Annotated in this window: 12 protein-coding genes; 5 read left to right on the top strand and 7 right to left on the bottom strand. The window is 63.5% G+C overall.

Annotated elements, in window-relative coordinates; genetic code table 11:
* Positions 1–61 precede the first annotated feature (61 nt).
* The 4 genes from ACO59D_RS11735 to ACO59D_RS11720 all read left to right on the top strand — a co-directional run bounded on the left by ACO59D_RS11735 (position 62) and on the right by ACO59D_RS11720 (position 5,742).
* Positions 62–805: an acyltransferase gene (locus ACO59D_RS11735; RefSeq protein WP_485127143.1), complete on the top strand. Its 744-nt coding sequence runs from the start codon at positions 62–64 to the stop codon at positions 803–805.
* A 75-nt stretch (positions 806–880) separates the two neighbouring features.
* Positions 881–2,215, top strand: coding sequence for an ATP-grasp domain-containing protein (locus tag ACO59D_RS11730; RefSeq protein ID WP_485127142.1), 1,335 nt, complete (start codon positions 881–883; stop codon positions 2,213–2,215).
* Between the two features lie 295 nt (positions 2,216–2,510).
* Positions 2,511–4,373: a glycoside hydrolase family 2 protein gene (locus ACO59D_RS11725; protein WP_485127141.1), complete on the top strand. Its 1,863-nt coding sequence runs from the start codon at positions 2,511–2,513 to the stop codon at positions 4,371–4,373.
* Between the two features lie 91 nt (positions 4,374–4,464).
* The gene (locus ACO59D_RS11720; protein WP_485127140.1) at positions 4,465–5,742 is read left to right on the top strand and encodes an MFS transporter; all 1,278 of its coding nucleotides are present in this window, start codon (positions 4,465–4,467) and stop codon (positions 5,740–5,742) included.
* A 142-nt stretch (positions 5,743–5,884) separates the two neighbouring features.
* On the opposite strand, the gene pflB is transcribed toward ACO59D_RS11720, so the two are convergent.
* The 5 genes from pflB to ACO59D_RS11695 all read right to left on the bottom strand — a co-directional run bounded on the left by pflB (position 5,885) and on the right by ACO59D_RS11695 (position 10,741).
* Positions 5,885–8,155 (bottom strand): formate C-acetyltransferase, encoded by a 2,271-nt coding sequence (gene pflB / locus ACO59D_RS11715; RefSeq protein ID WP_485127139.1) that lies wholly within the window; start codon positions 8,153–8,155, stop codon positions 5,885–5,887.
* Between the two features lie 10 nt (positions 8,156–8,165).
* Complete coding sequence (gene pflA / locus ACO59D_RS11710) at positions 8,166–8,909, bottom strand: pyruvate formate-lyase-activating protein (RefSeq protein ID WP_485127138.1); 744 nt, start codon at positions 8,907–8,909, stop codon at positions 8,166–8,168.
* A 492-nt stretch (positions 8,910–9,401) separates the two neighbouring features.
* Positions 9,402–10,112, bottom strand: a complete 711-nt coding sequence (locus ACO59D_RS11705; protein WP_485127137.1) for a Crp/Fnr family transcriptional regulator — start codon at positions 10,110–10,112, stop codon at positions 9,402–9,404.
* A 2-nt stretch (positions 10,113–10,114) separates the two neighbouring features.
* Positions 10,115–10,285, bottom strand: a complete 171-nt coding sequence (locus ACO59D_RS11700; RefSeq protein ID WP_485127136.1) for a hypothetical protein — start codon at positions 10,283–10,285, stop codon at positions 10,115–10,117.
* 114 nt (positions 10,286–10,399) lie between these two features.
* Positions 10,400–10,741: a DUF1304 family protein gene (locus ACO59D_RS11695; RefSeq protein WP_485127135.1), complete on the bottom strand. Its 342-nt coding sequence runs from the start codon at positions 10,739–10,741 to the stop codon at positions 10,400–10,402.
* 196 nt (positions 10,742–10,937) lie between these two features.
* Between ACO59D_RS11695 and ACO59D_RS11690 the strand changes: the two genes are divergently transcribed.
* The gene (locus ACO59D_RS11690) at positions 10,938–11,687 is read left to right on the top strand and encodes a nitroreductase family protein (protein WP_485127134.1); all 750 of its coding nucleotides are present in this window, start codon (positions 10,938–10,940) and stop codon (positions 11,685–11,687) included.
* Between the two features lie 45 nt (positions 11,688–11,732).
* On the opposite strand, the gene ACO59D_RS11685 is transcribed toward ACO59D_RS11690, so the two are convergent.
* Together ACO59D_RS11685 and ACO59D_RS11680 are read right to left on the bottom strand one after the other, a co-directional pair.
* On the bottom strand, positions 11,733–12,212 hold the full coding sequence (locus ACO59D_RS11685) for a GNAT family N-acetyltransferase (protein ID WP_485127133.1): 480 nt from the start codon (positions 12,210–12,212) through the stop codon (positions 11,733–11,735).
* Between the two features lie 10 nt (positions 12,213–12,222).
* A complete protein-coding gene (locus ACO59D_RS11680; protein ID WP_485127132.1) occupies positions 12,223–13,479 on the bottom strand; it encodes an ATP-grasp domain-containing protein in 1,257 nt (418 codons plus the stop codon).
* Between the last annotated feature and the right edge of the window lie 475 nt (positions 13,480–13,954).

The raw sequence follows: 13,954 nt of genomic DNA, 5'->3' as shown, positions 1-13,954 counted from the left end.
TGCATCAAAGCATCCGGTATCCGGCTCTCAGATGCAACGACTTGAAGATAGGAGTACGACCATGTTCTTGACCGAGCTTGCAAAGCGTGTCGTCCTTCGTGAGAGGCGCAGCTCCGATGCGTACTGCGACTTCCTAAGGGACAGGGGCGTACAGGTGGGGAGGGGGACCGAATTCTTCTCTCCCGGCAGCGCGCTTGTCGACCTCACAAGGCCCTACATGATTTCGATCGGGGACAACGTCCAAATCACCAGTAACGTGACCATCCTCACCCACGACTACGGCTGGTCGGTGATCAAGGGGGTGTACGGCGACGTCCTGGGATCCTGTGCTGAGGTCTCCATAGGCAGCAACGTCTTCATCGGCATGAACACCACCATCCTGAAGGGGACCCACATCGGCGACAACGTGGTCATCGGCGCAGGGTCTTCGGTCAACCATGACATAGCCTCGGGGCGCGTCGCGGCAGGGTCGCCCTGCGAGCCCATCTGCACCATCGAGGAGTACGCCGAGAGGTATCGTGCGCGACAGGTCGATGAGGCCTACTACCAGTACCGCGGATATGTCTCGAGGTACGGCCATCCCGCCCGCAAGGAGGAGTTCAGAGAGTTTTTCTGGCTCTTCTGCGACAGGGGGGAGATCGCCGCCACGCCCGAGTTCGATGCGGTGATGGACCTTGTCGAGGGCTCGCGCCCCCTGAGCGAGAGGCGCCTCGACACCGTCGCGCCCACCCGCCCCTTTGGAACGTTCGAGGACTTTGTGGCATACTGCGATGGCCGCATGGCCGAGGAACTCCGCGGCGCATAGGTGCTTGCGAATCTGATGGGTGACGAGTCCGGGGCTGACGGGAGGTCCTCAGTCCCGACCCGGGAAGGGTATACGTTGAAGAAACTGCTGATGCTGGGCACGTCTTTGGGAAGCCTCGATATCGTCCGTACGGCACAGGCCCTGGGCTGCCATGTCATCGTGACCGACTACCTGCCACCCGAGCTCTCGCCGGCCAAACGGGGGGCGGACGAGCAGTGGGCAATCAGCACGGGAGCGGTGGACGAGCTTGAGCTGCGATGCCGCGAGGAGGGCGTCGATGCCGTGTTCGCGGGTGTGAGCGAGTTCAACCTCGATTGCGTGCTCGACCTGTGCGAGAGGCTGGGTCTGCCCTGCTACTTTGACCGAGACGCCTGGGAGTATGCCCGCAACAAGGCGAGGTTCAAGGAGCTGTGCCGTGCGACGGGCGTGCCGGTTGCGGACGAGTTCAGGCTCGACGAGGGTGACGTCGTCGCCTTGCGCGCCGGCTCGCCGGCGTCACCGGAGGCACCCGACGCGTCGCTACGCTTCCCCCTCGTGGTCAAGCCCGTGGACGGCTGCGGCAACCAGGGCGTGAGCTTCTGCCATGACAGGGCGGAGCTCCTCGAGGCATGGCAGCTGGTGAGAGAGGTCTCGGACAACCCGCGCGTGCTTGTCGAGGAATACGTGAGCGGCGTGGAGTACTGCAACGTCTACGCCTTGGCCGACGGCGAGGCGTCACTGCTGTGCGTGCGCACGGGGTTCAAACAGCCTGGCTATCCCACCAACCTGTACGTCCTTGGCACGACCGTCGCGGAACATGTGGAGGAGTACGTGCGTGACATCAACCCCGCCGTGACCCGCATGCTCAAGGAGGCTGGCTGTCACGACGGCCTTGCCTGGATACAGGCCATCCGCGATGACGAGGGCAGGTACAGCGTCCTCGAGATGGGCCACCGCCTCAGCGCGGACATGATGTTCGACAAGATGGTCACCATGAGGGGCTTCGATGTCGTGAGGTGGATGGTGGAGTGCCAGCTCGGGGTGAGGCATACTGCCGACCAGCTCCCCCAGTCGCAGGAGCATGCGTTTGGGGACTGCGCGAGCGCCTACCTGCTGTTCGCGGAACGGGCGGGGGTCGTCTCCCAGATAGTGGGAGCAGAGACAGTCGCCAACTGGGCGGGGCCCTCGGCCAGCCAGGAGGAGACCGTCTCCGTGGAGCTGCTCATCCATCCCGGTGACGCGGTGAAGCAGCATCAGCTTGTGGGGAAGGTCACCTTCCACTCGGCGGACTGCGACGGGCTTTGCGAGATGGTGCGGTTCATCAACCGCGAGCTGAGGATTGTCGATGACGACGGGCACAACATGTTCGTTCGCTTCACCGACCTTGGGTGTGTGTCCGCGACCTACGAGAGGTCCCTGGAGTCTCGGTAGATTGCCCTGCGCGTGCCAGCCACATGCGGGCCTGCCATTGCCATGGCGGGCCTCTCCCGGGGCTGGGGGGCGCCGGCGCCGAGTGCGCCGCCGTGGTGCCGGAGCCTGCGTGGGCTTCGGTGCCGCTTGGTATGGGGTGGCGCTGCGAACCCTCGAAGAGCGGCAAGCTGGACTACTCGCCGCGCTGGCTGCACCTTCTCCCGCGCAATTCCCGGGTCATCAAGTGAGCCAACCGCATTGCTGCTAGACTCGACATAGGTATGTGAGTACGTGGCCAACCTCGGACGGAGGGGCGATGGACATTCGGCGCATGCTTGCGGGCAGGATCCGCACGCACGAGTGGCGGGAGCCGCTTTCTCTCTGGACGCCTTGGGGTGAAGGGCTTCGTACGGGAGAGGATGAGGCCGCCAAAACCGATAGCGCCGGTGCCCGCACGCTCGACGGGCATCCGCATCCCCAGTTTGCCCGTGAGTCGTGGGGGAGTCTTGACGGCTGGTGGGAGTGTGCCTTTGCGCCTAGCCCTGGGGGCGCCACGCCGGAGTGCACAGCGCCCGTGCCTGCGACGTTTCCGCAACGCATCCGCGTGCCCTTCTCGCCCGAGGCGCCGCTCTCGGGTGTGGGACGCCAGCTCCAGCCGGGTGAGCTCCTGTGGTACAGGCGAACGTTCGATGCGCCCCACCTTGGGACGGACGAGCGGCTGTTGCTTCACTTTGATGCTGTTGACTACGCCTGCGCCTGCTTCGTAAACGGGCGTCTTGCTGGCACGCATGCCGGTGGCTACCTGCCCTTCTCGTTTGACGTGACCAATCTGCTGGTGCCTGGCGAGAAAAGCGAGCTGACCCTCTGCGTGCGTGACCCAAGCGATACCGCATCCCAGCCGCGCGGCAAACAGCTGCTCCGGTGCGGGACCATCTGGTACACCGCACAGAGTGGCATCTGGCAGGACGTCTGGTGGGAGCGCGTGCCCGAGAACCGCATCGAGGACCTGCTCGTCGACGCAAGCCCTGATGCGGGGGATGTGACGGTCTGCGCACGGGTCACGTGGCCGGGCAGCGGCCTGCTCGTGTCGCTCCTCTCGGCAGATGGCGCGGTGCTCGCCAGTGGCTCTGCTGTGGCAACGGAGCGAGGCGTTGCCGTGCGCATCCCCGTTGCAGCACCGCATCTGTGGTGTCCGGATGACCCCTACCTTTACGGTCTGCGCATAGAGTACGGCACGGACGTGGTGACGAGCTACTGTGCCTTCCGAACGACCACGGTGGAGAAGGACGACCGTGGTACGCCGCGGTTCTGCCTCAACCACCAGCCGCTCTTTTTGCGAGGCCTTCTCGACCAGGGCTACTGGCCCGACGGCCTTCTCACGGCACCCTCGGCAGACGCGCTTGCGGCAGATATCAAGTCTGCAAAAGACCACGGCTTCAACATGCTGCGCAAGCACATCAAGATTGAGCAGGACCGCTTCTACTGGCTCTGCGACTGCGCAGGCATGCTCGTATGGCAGGACATGGTGAGCGGCGGCACTGCGCCCTATGACATGTGGCAGGTCAACCAGAAGCCAACGGCCTCCCGCTTTGCCTGTGGGCACTACCGCGACGACATCCCGTCTCATCAGGTGAGGCTCTCCTCGGCAGACCAAGCCTACCAGGGGGAGTGGACCCGTACCTGCGAGGGGGCCGTGCGCTACCTGCGCAACCACCCCTGCATCGTGACGTGGGTCCTCTTCAACGAGGGCTGGGGCCAGTTTGATGCGCGCGATGCCGTGTGCCGTGTGCGTGCCATTGACCCCACGCGGCCCATCGACGCTACCAGCGGGTGGTTTGACCAGCGCTGTGGCGACTACCTGAGCGAGCACAACTACTTCCGCCGCCTGAGCGTGCGCCACCAGAGTGCCTCGGCGCCGCCACGCGCCTTTGTGATATCCGAGTTCGGGGGCCTTCCCTGGTACGTCCCGGACCATAGCTCATACGAGGTCTCCTACGGCTATGCGGGCCACAAGAGCCTGGAAGAGTGGCGCACGGCAGTGCGGACGCTTCTCACAGAGGCGGATGCGCTCGAGGCCAAGGGGCTTTCCGGCTTTGTGTACACGCAGCTCTCTGATGTCGAGGAGGAGACCAACGGCCTTCTCAGCTACGACCGCAGGGTGGACAAGCTCCCGATGTAGCGGGTGCGCAGGAGAGGAGACGCACATGAGAAGATGGGGGCGCCCTTCTGTAACGCGCAGGGCTGAGACACCAATCTCTCCAACTGCCTGGTTGGTTATCTTGCTCCTCGCCTTTGTGGGGCAGGTGGCCTGGGCCGTTGAGAACAACTTCCTCAACCTGTTCATCCAGGATGCCTTTGGGGCGTCTCTTGCCGATGTGGCGCTGATGGTCTCCGCCTCCGCGCTCACGGCCACGCTGACCACGCTTGCGGTGGGTGCGTGGTCCGATCATGTGGGCCGCCGCAAGCCCTTCGTGGTTGTGGGGGCACTGCTCTGGGGCGTATCGATTATTGGGTTCGCGCTGATCCAGGGCCTCTCGGACGCGGTCTCTTCTGATGTTACCGCTGCAGCGCGGCTGGGCGTCACCCTGACCATCGTCTTCGACTGCATCATGACCTTCTTCGGCAGCCTTTCCAACGATGCGAGCTTCAACGCATGGGTGACAGACACCACTGACGAGACAAACCGCGGACGCGTGGAGGGCGTGAACTCCGCGATGCCGCTCATCGCGATGCTTTCCGTCTTTGGCGGCGCGATGGCCCTCATGCATGTAGATGAGGAGGGCGCCGTGACCTACGACTACCCGACGCTTTTCGTGGTAGTTGGTGTGAGCGTGATGGTCGCGGCGCTTGTCTCGGCAGCCCTCATGGATGACTCCCATCCGTCAGGTGCCGCCGAGAAGGGCTGGCTTGCAAGCGTGGCGCATGGCTTCTCGTCCTCCGCGATGCGCGCGAATCCCAGGCTCTACCTTGTGCTTCTCGGCTACTGCGCCTTCTCGACGGCACTGCAGGTCTTCATGCCGTATTACGTGCTCTACCTGCGACTTCCGTACGTCTTGGGGGAGGGCTACGTGTTCGTGATGGCACCGGGAATCGTGATTGCTGCCGCGTTTACCATTTTCTACGGACGGCACCTGGACAGCGTGGGATTCGAGCGGGCCGTGCGTTTGCCGCTCGCGCTGTTTGGTGTGGGATGCGTGCTTCTCACGCTGCTGACGGACATTGCCGGAGTCTTTGCGGGGTCCGTTCTCATGCTGTGCGGGTATCTCTCGGCGGTGGCCTGCTTTGCTGCCGAGGTGCGCAACAACACGCCCTCGGGTCGTGCGGGGCTTCTCCAGGGGGTGCGCATCTTCATGGTTGTGCTCGTTCCCATGCTGGTGGGGCCGTGGATTGGCTCGGCGGTGAGCTCGTCTTCCGGTGCCATTGCGGGCTTTGGCGTGGTGGGGGACGGCTTCACGCCTTCGTCGCTCGTCTTTCTGGCAGGTGCGCTCGTGTCTCTCGCAGTTGCCCCTACGCTCGTGGCGGTACGTCGGCACGGGCGCGAGAAGTAACAGGTGCACTTCCTGGTTGCGGGGAGCCAAATCTTTCCGAAGACGTCCCAATGGGCCCAGCGCCAGGACCCCACTCAACAAAGTCGCCCCCTCAGCGTCACTCGGACACCAAAGGGGCGGCAATGTTACGTCCTACCTGCGCCTACATGTGGTCGTGGCAGGTGCGGGCGATGACGTCGAGCTGCTGCTCGCGCGTGAGGTCGATGAACTTCACCGCGTAGCCGGAGACGCGGATCGTGAAGTTGGCATACTCGGGCTTCTCCGGGTGCTCCATCGCGTCCTTGAGCTTCTCGACGCCGAAGACGTTGACGTTCAGGTGGTGCGCACCCTGGGTGAAGTAGCCATCGAGGACGTCCACCAGGTTGTTCCTGCGCTGCTCGTCATCGGTGCCAAGCGCGCCGGGGTTGATGGTCTGCGTGTTGGAGATGCCGTCGAGCGCGTACTCGTAGGGGAGCTTGGCCACGGAGTTGAGGCTGGCGAGAAGGCCGTTCCTCTCGGCGCCGTAGCTGGGGTTGGCACCGGGGGCGAACGGCGTGGACGCGGGGCGGCCGTCGGGGAGGGCGCCGGTGGCCTTGCCGTAGACCACGTTCGAGGTGATGGTGAGGATGGACGTCGTGGCCTCGGAGTTGCGGTAGGTGTGGTGCTTCTTGATCTTGGTCATGAAGGCCTTGAGTAGCCACACGGCGATCTCGTCGGCACGGTCGTCATCGTTGCCGTAGCGGGGGAAGTCGCCCTCGGGCACGTAGTCGACCACCAGGCCGGTCTCGTCGCGCACGGTGCGCACGCGGGCGTACCTGATGGCAGAGAGCGAGTCCACCACGTGGCTGAAGCCCGCGATGCCCGTGGCAAAGGTGCGGCGCACGTCGGTGTCGATGAGGGCCATCTCGGCGGCCTCGTAGTAGTACTTGTCGTGCATGTACTGGATGAGGTTCAAGGTGTTCACATAGAGGTCCGCCAGCCAGTCCATCATGATGTCGAACTTGTGCATGACCTCGTCGTAGTCGAGGTACTCGCTCGTGACGGGCGCGAGCTCGGGGCCCACCTGCATGTGGTTGCCCTGCCTGTCGGTGTACCTCTCGTCCCTGCCGCCGTTGATCGCGTAGTTCAGGCACTTTGCGAGGTTCGCGCGGGCGCCGAAGAACTGCATCTCCTTGCCGGTTTGGGTGGCCGAGACGCAGCAGCAGATGGAGTAGTCGTCACCCCAGATGGGGCGCATGACGTCGTCGTTCTCGTACTGGATCGAGCTGGTGGCGATGGAGATCCTGGCCGCGTAGCGGCGGAAGGCCTCGGGCAGGCGCTGGCTGTAGAGCACCGTGAGGTTGGGCTCGGGCGCGGGACCCATGTCCTCCAGCGTGTGGAGGAAGCGGAAGTCGCTCTTGGTCACCATGTGGCGGCCGTCCTGGCCAAGGCCGGCCACCTCGAGCGTCGCCCAGACGGGGTCGCCGGAGAAGAGCTGGTTGTAGCTGGGGATGCGCGCGAACTTGACCATGCGGAACTTGAGCGTGAGGTGGTCGACGAGCTCCTGCGCCTGGCTCTCGGTGAGCGTGCCTGCCGCAAGGTCGCGCTCGATGTAGATGTCCAGGAACGTGGAGATGCGGCCCACGGACATCGCGGCCCCGTTCTGGGTCTTGATGGCGGCGAGGTAGCCGAAGTAGAGCCACTGCACGGCCTCGTGCGCGTCGCGCGCGGGCTGGGAGATGTCGTAGCCGTAGGCCTTGGCCATCCCCTTCATGCCCTTGAGGGCGCGGACCTGCTCGGCGATCTCCTCGCGCAGGCGGATGACGTCGTCGGTCATGGTGCCGTCGCCGCAGTTGAGGAGGTCCTCCTGCTTCTTGGCGATGAGGAAGTCGATGCCGTAGAGCGCGACGCGGCGATAGTCGCCCACGATGCGGCCGCGGCCGTAGGTGTCGGGCAGACCGGTGATCACGTGGCTGTGGCGGGCAGCGCGCATCTCGGGGGTGTAGGCGTCGAAGACGGCCTGGTTGTGGGTCTTGCGGTACTCGTTGAAGATCTGGTCGTACTTGGGGTTGATCTTGTATCCGTAGCTCTCCGCTGCCTGCTGGGCCATCTTGATGCCGCCGTAGGGCATGAAGGCGCGCTTCAGGGGCCTGTCGGTCTGGAGGCCCACGACCTGCTCGAGGTCCCTGAGCTCGGGGTCGATGTAGCCGGGGCCGTACGCGGTGAGGCCCGAGACGACCTCGGTCTCGCAGTCGAGCACGCCGCCCTTGGCGCGCTCCTGCGCCTGGAGCTCCTGCACCCTGCCCCAGAGCTTGTCCGTGGCCTCGGTGGGGCCGGCGAGGAACGACTCGTCCCCGTCATACTGGGTGTAGTTGCGCTGGATGAAGTCGCGGACGTTCACGTCATCCGTCCAGTGGCCTGCCGAGAAGCCTTTCCATTCTTCGCGTAGTGCCATGCAGAACCTCCTATTTCGCCTGTGCCCCTTTCGGGGCACGAAGAATATGAAGCGCATGTTCGACCCGCTCGGGCGTGGGCGGCTCGGTGTCCCTCAGCGTGTAGGGGATGCCGAGCTCGTCCCACTTGAAGATGCCGAGCGTGTGGTAGGGGAGGACCTCGATGCGCTGGACGTTGTCGAGCGTTTGGATGAAGTCGCGGGTGCGCTCGAGGTACTCCTCGGTGTCGGTGATGCCAGGAACAAGGACGTGGCGGATCCAGGTCGGAATCTTGTGGTCGGAGAGCCACCTCAGTCCTTCGAGGATGTTCTCGTTGGGATGGCCCGTGAGCCTCTGGTGCCCGATGGGGTCGATGTGCTTGATGTCGGCGAGGACCAGGTCGCAGGCGGCCATGACGCGCTCCCATGCCTGGTAGAAGGGCTGGCTGAGGGTGAAGGGCGCAAGGGAGGTGTCCAGGCAGGTGTTGATGCCGCGGGCGTGGGCGCCCTCGAGGAGCCCTGCCACAAACTCCGGCTGGAGCAGGGCCTCGCCGCCCGAGACGGTGATGCCGCCGTCAGCGCCCCAATAGCTGCGGTAGCGCTCTGCCCTGTCAAGGAGGTCGACCACGTCCATGGGCGTGCCGCGGTCGAGGGCCCAGGTGTCGGGGTTGTGGCAGTAGCGGCAGCGCATGGGGCAGCCCTGGAGGAAGACGACGAAGCGCACGCCCGGGCCGTCAGCCGACCCGAACGACTCTGTCGAGTGAACAAGACCTTGCATGGTTCGCCTCCGTCCGCCAAGAATGATCCACCCAGCTGTGCGAACTCAAATGTAAGGTGAGGGCGAGGCCTGTTCCTTGACTGCAATCAAGGAACAGGAATATGTTGGAAATAACTATGATACTTTTCCAAGGCGGCGCATCGTACGCGTTGGGAATGCCGACTGGAGTGGTGTCAGGGTCGCGCTGACGGAGTTGCCCGGGGTCACCCTCTGCACAAAATGGCTCTATCGAAGGGAATTTGGCGTCCACTTACACAAAACCGGCCTATCGCGGGCGTATTTATGGGTGCAACATCAGTTATTTAACTACTGTTGCAAATATATGCATAAATAATACAAATTATGCACGATTATGCAAATATAGTTTGAAGGTTGATGATGGGTGACTAAAAGCGCCCCGCGATAGGCCGGTTTTGTGCAGCAGACCTCGAAAATCCCCGCGATAGGCCACTTTTATACACGTGCCATCCAAAGGCGGCTGGGCGCAAGCCGCTACACCTTGCGAATGGCGTCGCGATCGAGCAGCCTCAGCCGCCCACGCCCAACACGTTCGACCAGTCCGTCTTTGCTTAGCGAGGAAATCGCCCGGGAAACGGTTTCGGGTCTAAGGCCCACCGACGCCGCAATGTCCTCGAGTCCCAGATGGATCTCGGCTCCGATGCAGCGCTCGTCACGAAGGAGCAGATACTGCGCCACGCGTCGCTTGGGGTCGCGGATGCCGAGCATCATGGCTTTCTCCTCGGCGTCGTCCAGCTCCGTGCACACCATGCGAATGAGGCCCATGGCGGCGCCAGGGTGCTTCGCCAGCATGGCCTCGAAGTCCGTGCGATGAATGGAGCACAGCTCGAGGCGGGTGAGACAGCCCACGGAATAGTGGTAGACGTTGTCCTCGAGAAACATCCCATGCCAGATGGCCTGTCCGTCGTGCAACACGTCAAGCACGTACTCCACTCCGTCCGGATCGATACGAAACGTCTTGATTCGTCCCGACCGGACAATAAGAACCGAGTCGATGGGGTCACCCTCGTGCACCAGGATGTCGCCACGTCGGTGGGTGGAGTGCGTGGAGCGGGCGAGCAGATCGCGCTTTGCGTCATCGGGCAGCCCCGCGAACAGGCGAATCTTGTTCACGCAGGTGCCATTGACCGCCTTGTAGCCGCAGGTCGCGCACTGCTGGCAGGCTATGTCATCCTCGTACGCCACGGCTAGCCCTGTTCGGCCAACTTGAAGTCAGCGAAGGCGAATCCCGGTCTCGCCACACAGGATACCAGGGCATCTTCGCTTGCGGGGACCGTATGCTGGCACACGCCTGCGGGGGCGGCCAGCTCGTCGCAAGCGCTGTTCCCATAGATGCTGTGCTGCTTTCCCCCGCTCACTCCGTGACCCCCTCTCCTCGCTGCCGTCACTGTGGTCTCCCATGATAGTCGCGCCGAGCCCACTGTGTCCGTCTCGCACCTGTGCGGTTGATGCGCCGACCTAGATAAGGCAGCTCACCAGGCAGACTGCGGGGAGAAGGCCCTGCTTGAGGAGAATCTTGGGGTCGCTGGTGGCACCCCGTACGCCGCAACGGCAGCCATCGACGCGCTGAGCGCAATCACCGCCGTCTTGCTGGGGATGACCAGTGCGGCAACAAGCAGCAGAATCGCCAGGATGCCGTTGTAGACGCCCTGGTTCTTGAAGAGCGTGCTCACCGAGGGGCGAGAAAGCTCGTCGATGGTCATGCTGAACGTCCGTGCGGTGTGCGGTGAGGTGGTCGCGATGGTCTCCAGGTAGAAGATGAATAGGAGCTCGGCTGCAACAAGCAGGGCAAGCACGATAGTGATGACGGACATGGTAACTCCTATCGATGGCCTGGCATTTCTTGGTCGCCGAGAGGTCGAGTGCCGCTCCGTTCCACATCGAGGGCGGCAGAAGGCCTTAATAAATAGTACACAATTTAGTTTTGGCTTTGGCAGTTTTGGCGAGAGATGCCGCGCCAGTCAAAGCGCTGGTGGGAATGTCGGGCGTGACACCGGCCAGAACGGTACTATGGGGCGTGTCGAATCCGACGGAAAGGGTGGCGAGATGAGCTACTGCATGAGCAGCGATGAGGCCGTCGAGTCGCGGCATGCCGTGAGAAGGTTTGCCGAGGAGCCCATCTCTGCGGACGAGCGTGCGGCACTGGAGGAGGCCGTTGCCGCAGCGAACGCAGACGGCACGCTCCACATGCGCTTGGCCTATGACGACCCGGAGGTGTTCTCGAGCGCGCTCGCTCGCCGCGCCGGCTTTGTCAACGTCAATAATTACCTGGTGGTGGCTGGCCATTCCAGCAACAACCTCGACATGCGTGCCGGCTACTTTGCCGAGAAGGTCGTGCTTGAGGCACAGCGGCTCGGCCTCAACAGCTGCTGGGTTGCCGCTACCTACAAGCGCCGCACTGTCCGTCAGACGCTCGCGCAGAAGGACAAGCTCGTCGCCATCATCGCGTTAGGTCACGGTACCACGCAGGGAGAAGCGCACCGTTCGCGGACAGTCGCGCAGGTGGCCCGCCCGGTCACCAATGCGCCCGAGTGGTTTTCCCGCGGCGTTCGCTACGCACTGCTCGCCCCCACCGCCATGAACCAGCAGACCTTCTGGCTGCAGCTGACGCGCAAGATGAATGCGGACGGGATGCCGCTCGTGGGGCTGAGCACCAACGGCGGCCCCTGTGCCCGCGTTGACCTGGGTATCGTGAAGCTCCACTTCGAGCTGGGTGCCGGCATGGAGAACTTCGCCTGGGCAGATCCGGTGGTGCGCTAGGGCGTCTGCGTCTGCCGCAGGTGCGACCACTTGGCTGCGCCACCCTTACAGCACCTGTTCCATGCAGGTCTTCTGCACGTCCATGCCCATTGCCTCGTAGAACTTGCGGGCCCCCGGGTTGCACTCCCACACGTTAAGTGTCACATTGTGGAACCCACCTTCGTGCGCAAAGGCAATGATGTGCCGGTAGATTGCCGTGGCCACGCCTTGCCCCCGCGCACCCTCGTCTACGCAGATGTCGTCGATGTAGAGCGTGCGAATGGGCTGGAAGTTGTTGGAGTGGGTGTGGTCCTCCACGATGCAAAAGCCGTAGCCGAGAATTTCGCCGGGTGCGGCGCCCTCGATCACGGCCACGAAGACGGGCCTTGCGTCGTCCGCGATAATCTCGCGCAGCTCGTCATCGGTGTATTTGCGCGTCCCCGAGCGGAAGAGGTCCGGACGACCCTTGGCGTGCACCTCGAGCACCTGCGAGAGACAGCTGTCGATTCCGGGGATGTCTGCATCGATGGCCCTTCTCACCTGCATATTTGTTGTCCTATCCTTCCTGTACGTATGAAATGAACTCTTCGCGCTCCCGCTCGGTGCGCACGCGTGCCACGTACATGTGGTTGCCCATGTCATCCGAGAGGGCGTTGGGCACGCGGCGCTCCATCATGAGGCTTCCTCCCCAGTGCGCAAGGATCTCGCGGTGGCTGTGGGAGTAGCTGTGGGCATCTCGCCGTCCCGCGTACACGGCAAACCAGTTGTCATGGGCGTCGGGCAGATGCCGCTTCCCAAAGCACACCATCTCGGCCCAGATGCGGTAGACGTTGGTCGAGTGCGCGAAGTTCATCATATCTGGCGTGTAGCCGCCGGTTGGACGGCAGTTGACCTCCAGGCCAACGTAGTCGCCTGTGCGCCCCAGCCCCGGGCGGTCCTCGGCGAGACGGAAGAACTCCAGGTGGACGAAGCGCGCCCGTATCCCAAAGGCGTGCACCGCGGCGTGGCCCAGGTCGCGCAGGCGCGGGTCGATGCCGGGGCAACAGTAGTACGAGAGGTCGAGGCCTTGCCGCGCGACGTCGGACATCGAGGGGGGAAACTCCTCCTGGTTCTCGAAGACGGGCTTCCCCCAGGGGTCGATGATTGCGTCGTAGGCGGCGATGCCTGCCGCCGGGACGAACTCCTCGAGCACGTAGGACGGGGCACCCTGCCACGAGCAGCGGTCAATGAGGTCTCTGAGTTGGTCGTCGTTGTCTATGCGCATGGCTCCGCCCGCGCCCACCCCGTACTCGGGCTTGGCAAAGGCGGGAAACCCGCCCCACTCCCACACGGCGCGACGGGCGTCATCGAGCGAGCCCACGCGCACCTGCCTTGCAGTGGGAACGCCGCCTGCTGAGTAGAGCGGCTTCATCTGGGCCTTGGATTGCCACTGGTCGATGGTTGCGAGGCTGGCGCCGGTCGTGACGTGGAAGTCGTCGCGCAGCCGGGCGTCGAGCGGCAGCCAGTGCTCGTTCATCGACTCGATCCAGTCCATGTGCCCGTGCTTCCAGGACAGGTATGCAACGGCACGGAAGACCTTGTCGTAATTCTCAAGCGAGTCAACGTAGACGTACTCGTCGAGCGCGCGCTGCAGCTCGGGGGATATTGCCTCGCTGGGGGTGTCGCCAATGCCGTAGACCGAGGCGCCGCACGAGCGCAGGCGGTCGCACCACAGCCAGTAGGTCTCTGGGAACTGAGGAGAGATGAAGACAAAGTTCACGGGCCCTCCCTCTCGCTGCTCGGTGTATCTCCGCTGATCCGGTCTGCTGTCCATGATAGAACGACCAGGGCTTTCGGTATGGCTGGGGCTCTCGCTGTGTCCGGGCTTCTCGCGTGCCTCCCGAGATTGTGCACGACAGGGCGGCCCGCTCGCCCTCGGCCGAGAGCTATTGCGCGCTCCCTTGCGTTGAGAGAAAGGCCAACTGGGCAAATGCTCCTTTGACGTCAAGGAGCGCGCAATAATTTGAGGGCGAGAGAACCACGGGAGCCATGGACGGGCGCCCTTTCGTGTTTCTTGTGTCGGATATCCGGCCGCGGGATACCAGATGGATAGAGTTAGACACATCTGTTCGCGTGCAGTGCCAAAGGTCGGGGAGATTGCACCTTGGAATTGTTCTCCTTGCATTTCCTGTTGTTCCTTGCGGTATCCCTCGCTGCCTACCACGTGGTGGGACATATTTTTCGCAACTATGCTTGGGTCGTCCTGCTGGTCGCCAGCCTCGCCTTCTACTGCCTGGTGGGCAGGTGGC

It is taken from the genome of Tractidigestivibacter sp., assembly GCF_057241865.1.
Note: the sequence above shows the minus strand (reverse complement) of the source record. Positions and strands in the feature narration are given on the sequence as shown.

Bases quoted from the DNA above. Each gene is read 5' to 3' on its own strand.
- ACO59D_RS11685 (WP_485127133.1), bottom strand. From the start codon at position 12,212: ATGCAGGTGAGAAGGGCCATCGATGCAGACATCCCCGGAATCGACAGC.
- ACO59D_RS11735 (WP_485127143.1), top strand. From the start codon at position 62: ATGTTCTTGACCGAGCTTGCAAAGCGTGTCGTCCTTCGTGAGAGGCGC.
- pflA (WP_485127138.1), bottom strand. From the start codon at position 8,909: ATGCAAGGTCTTGTTCACTCGACAGAGTCGTTCGGGTCGGCTGACGGC.
- pflB (WP_485127139.1), bottom strand. From the start codon at position 8,155: ATGGCACTACGCGAAGAATGGAAAGGCTTCTCGGCAGGCCACTGGACG.
- ACO59D_RS11680 (WP_485127132.1), bottom strand. From the start codon at position 13,479: ATGGACAGCAGACCGGATCAGCGGAGATACACCGAGCAGCGAGAGGGA.
- ACO59D_RS11695 (WP_485127135.1), bottom strand. From the start codon at position 10,741: ATGTCCGTCATCACTATCGTGCTTGCCCTGCTTGTTGCAGCCGAGCTC.
- ACO59D_RS11690 (WP_485127134.1), top strand. From the start codon at position 10,938: ATGGGGCGTGTCGAATCCGACGGAAAGGGTGGCGAGATGAGCTACTGC.
- ACO59D_RS11725 (WP_485127141.1), top strand. From the start codon at position 2,511: ATGGACATTCGGCGCATGCTTGCGGGCAGGATCCGCACGCACGAGTGG.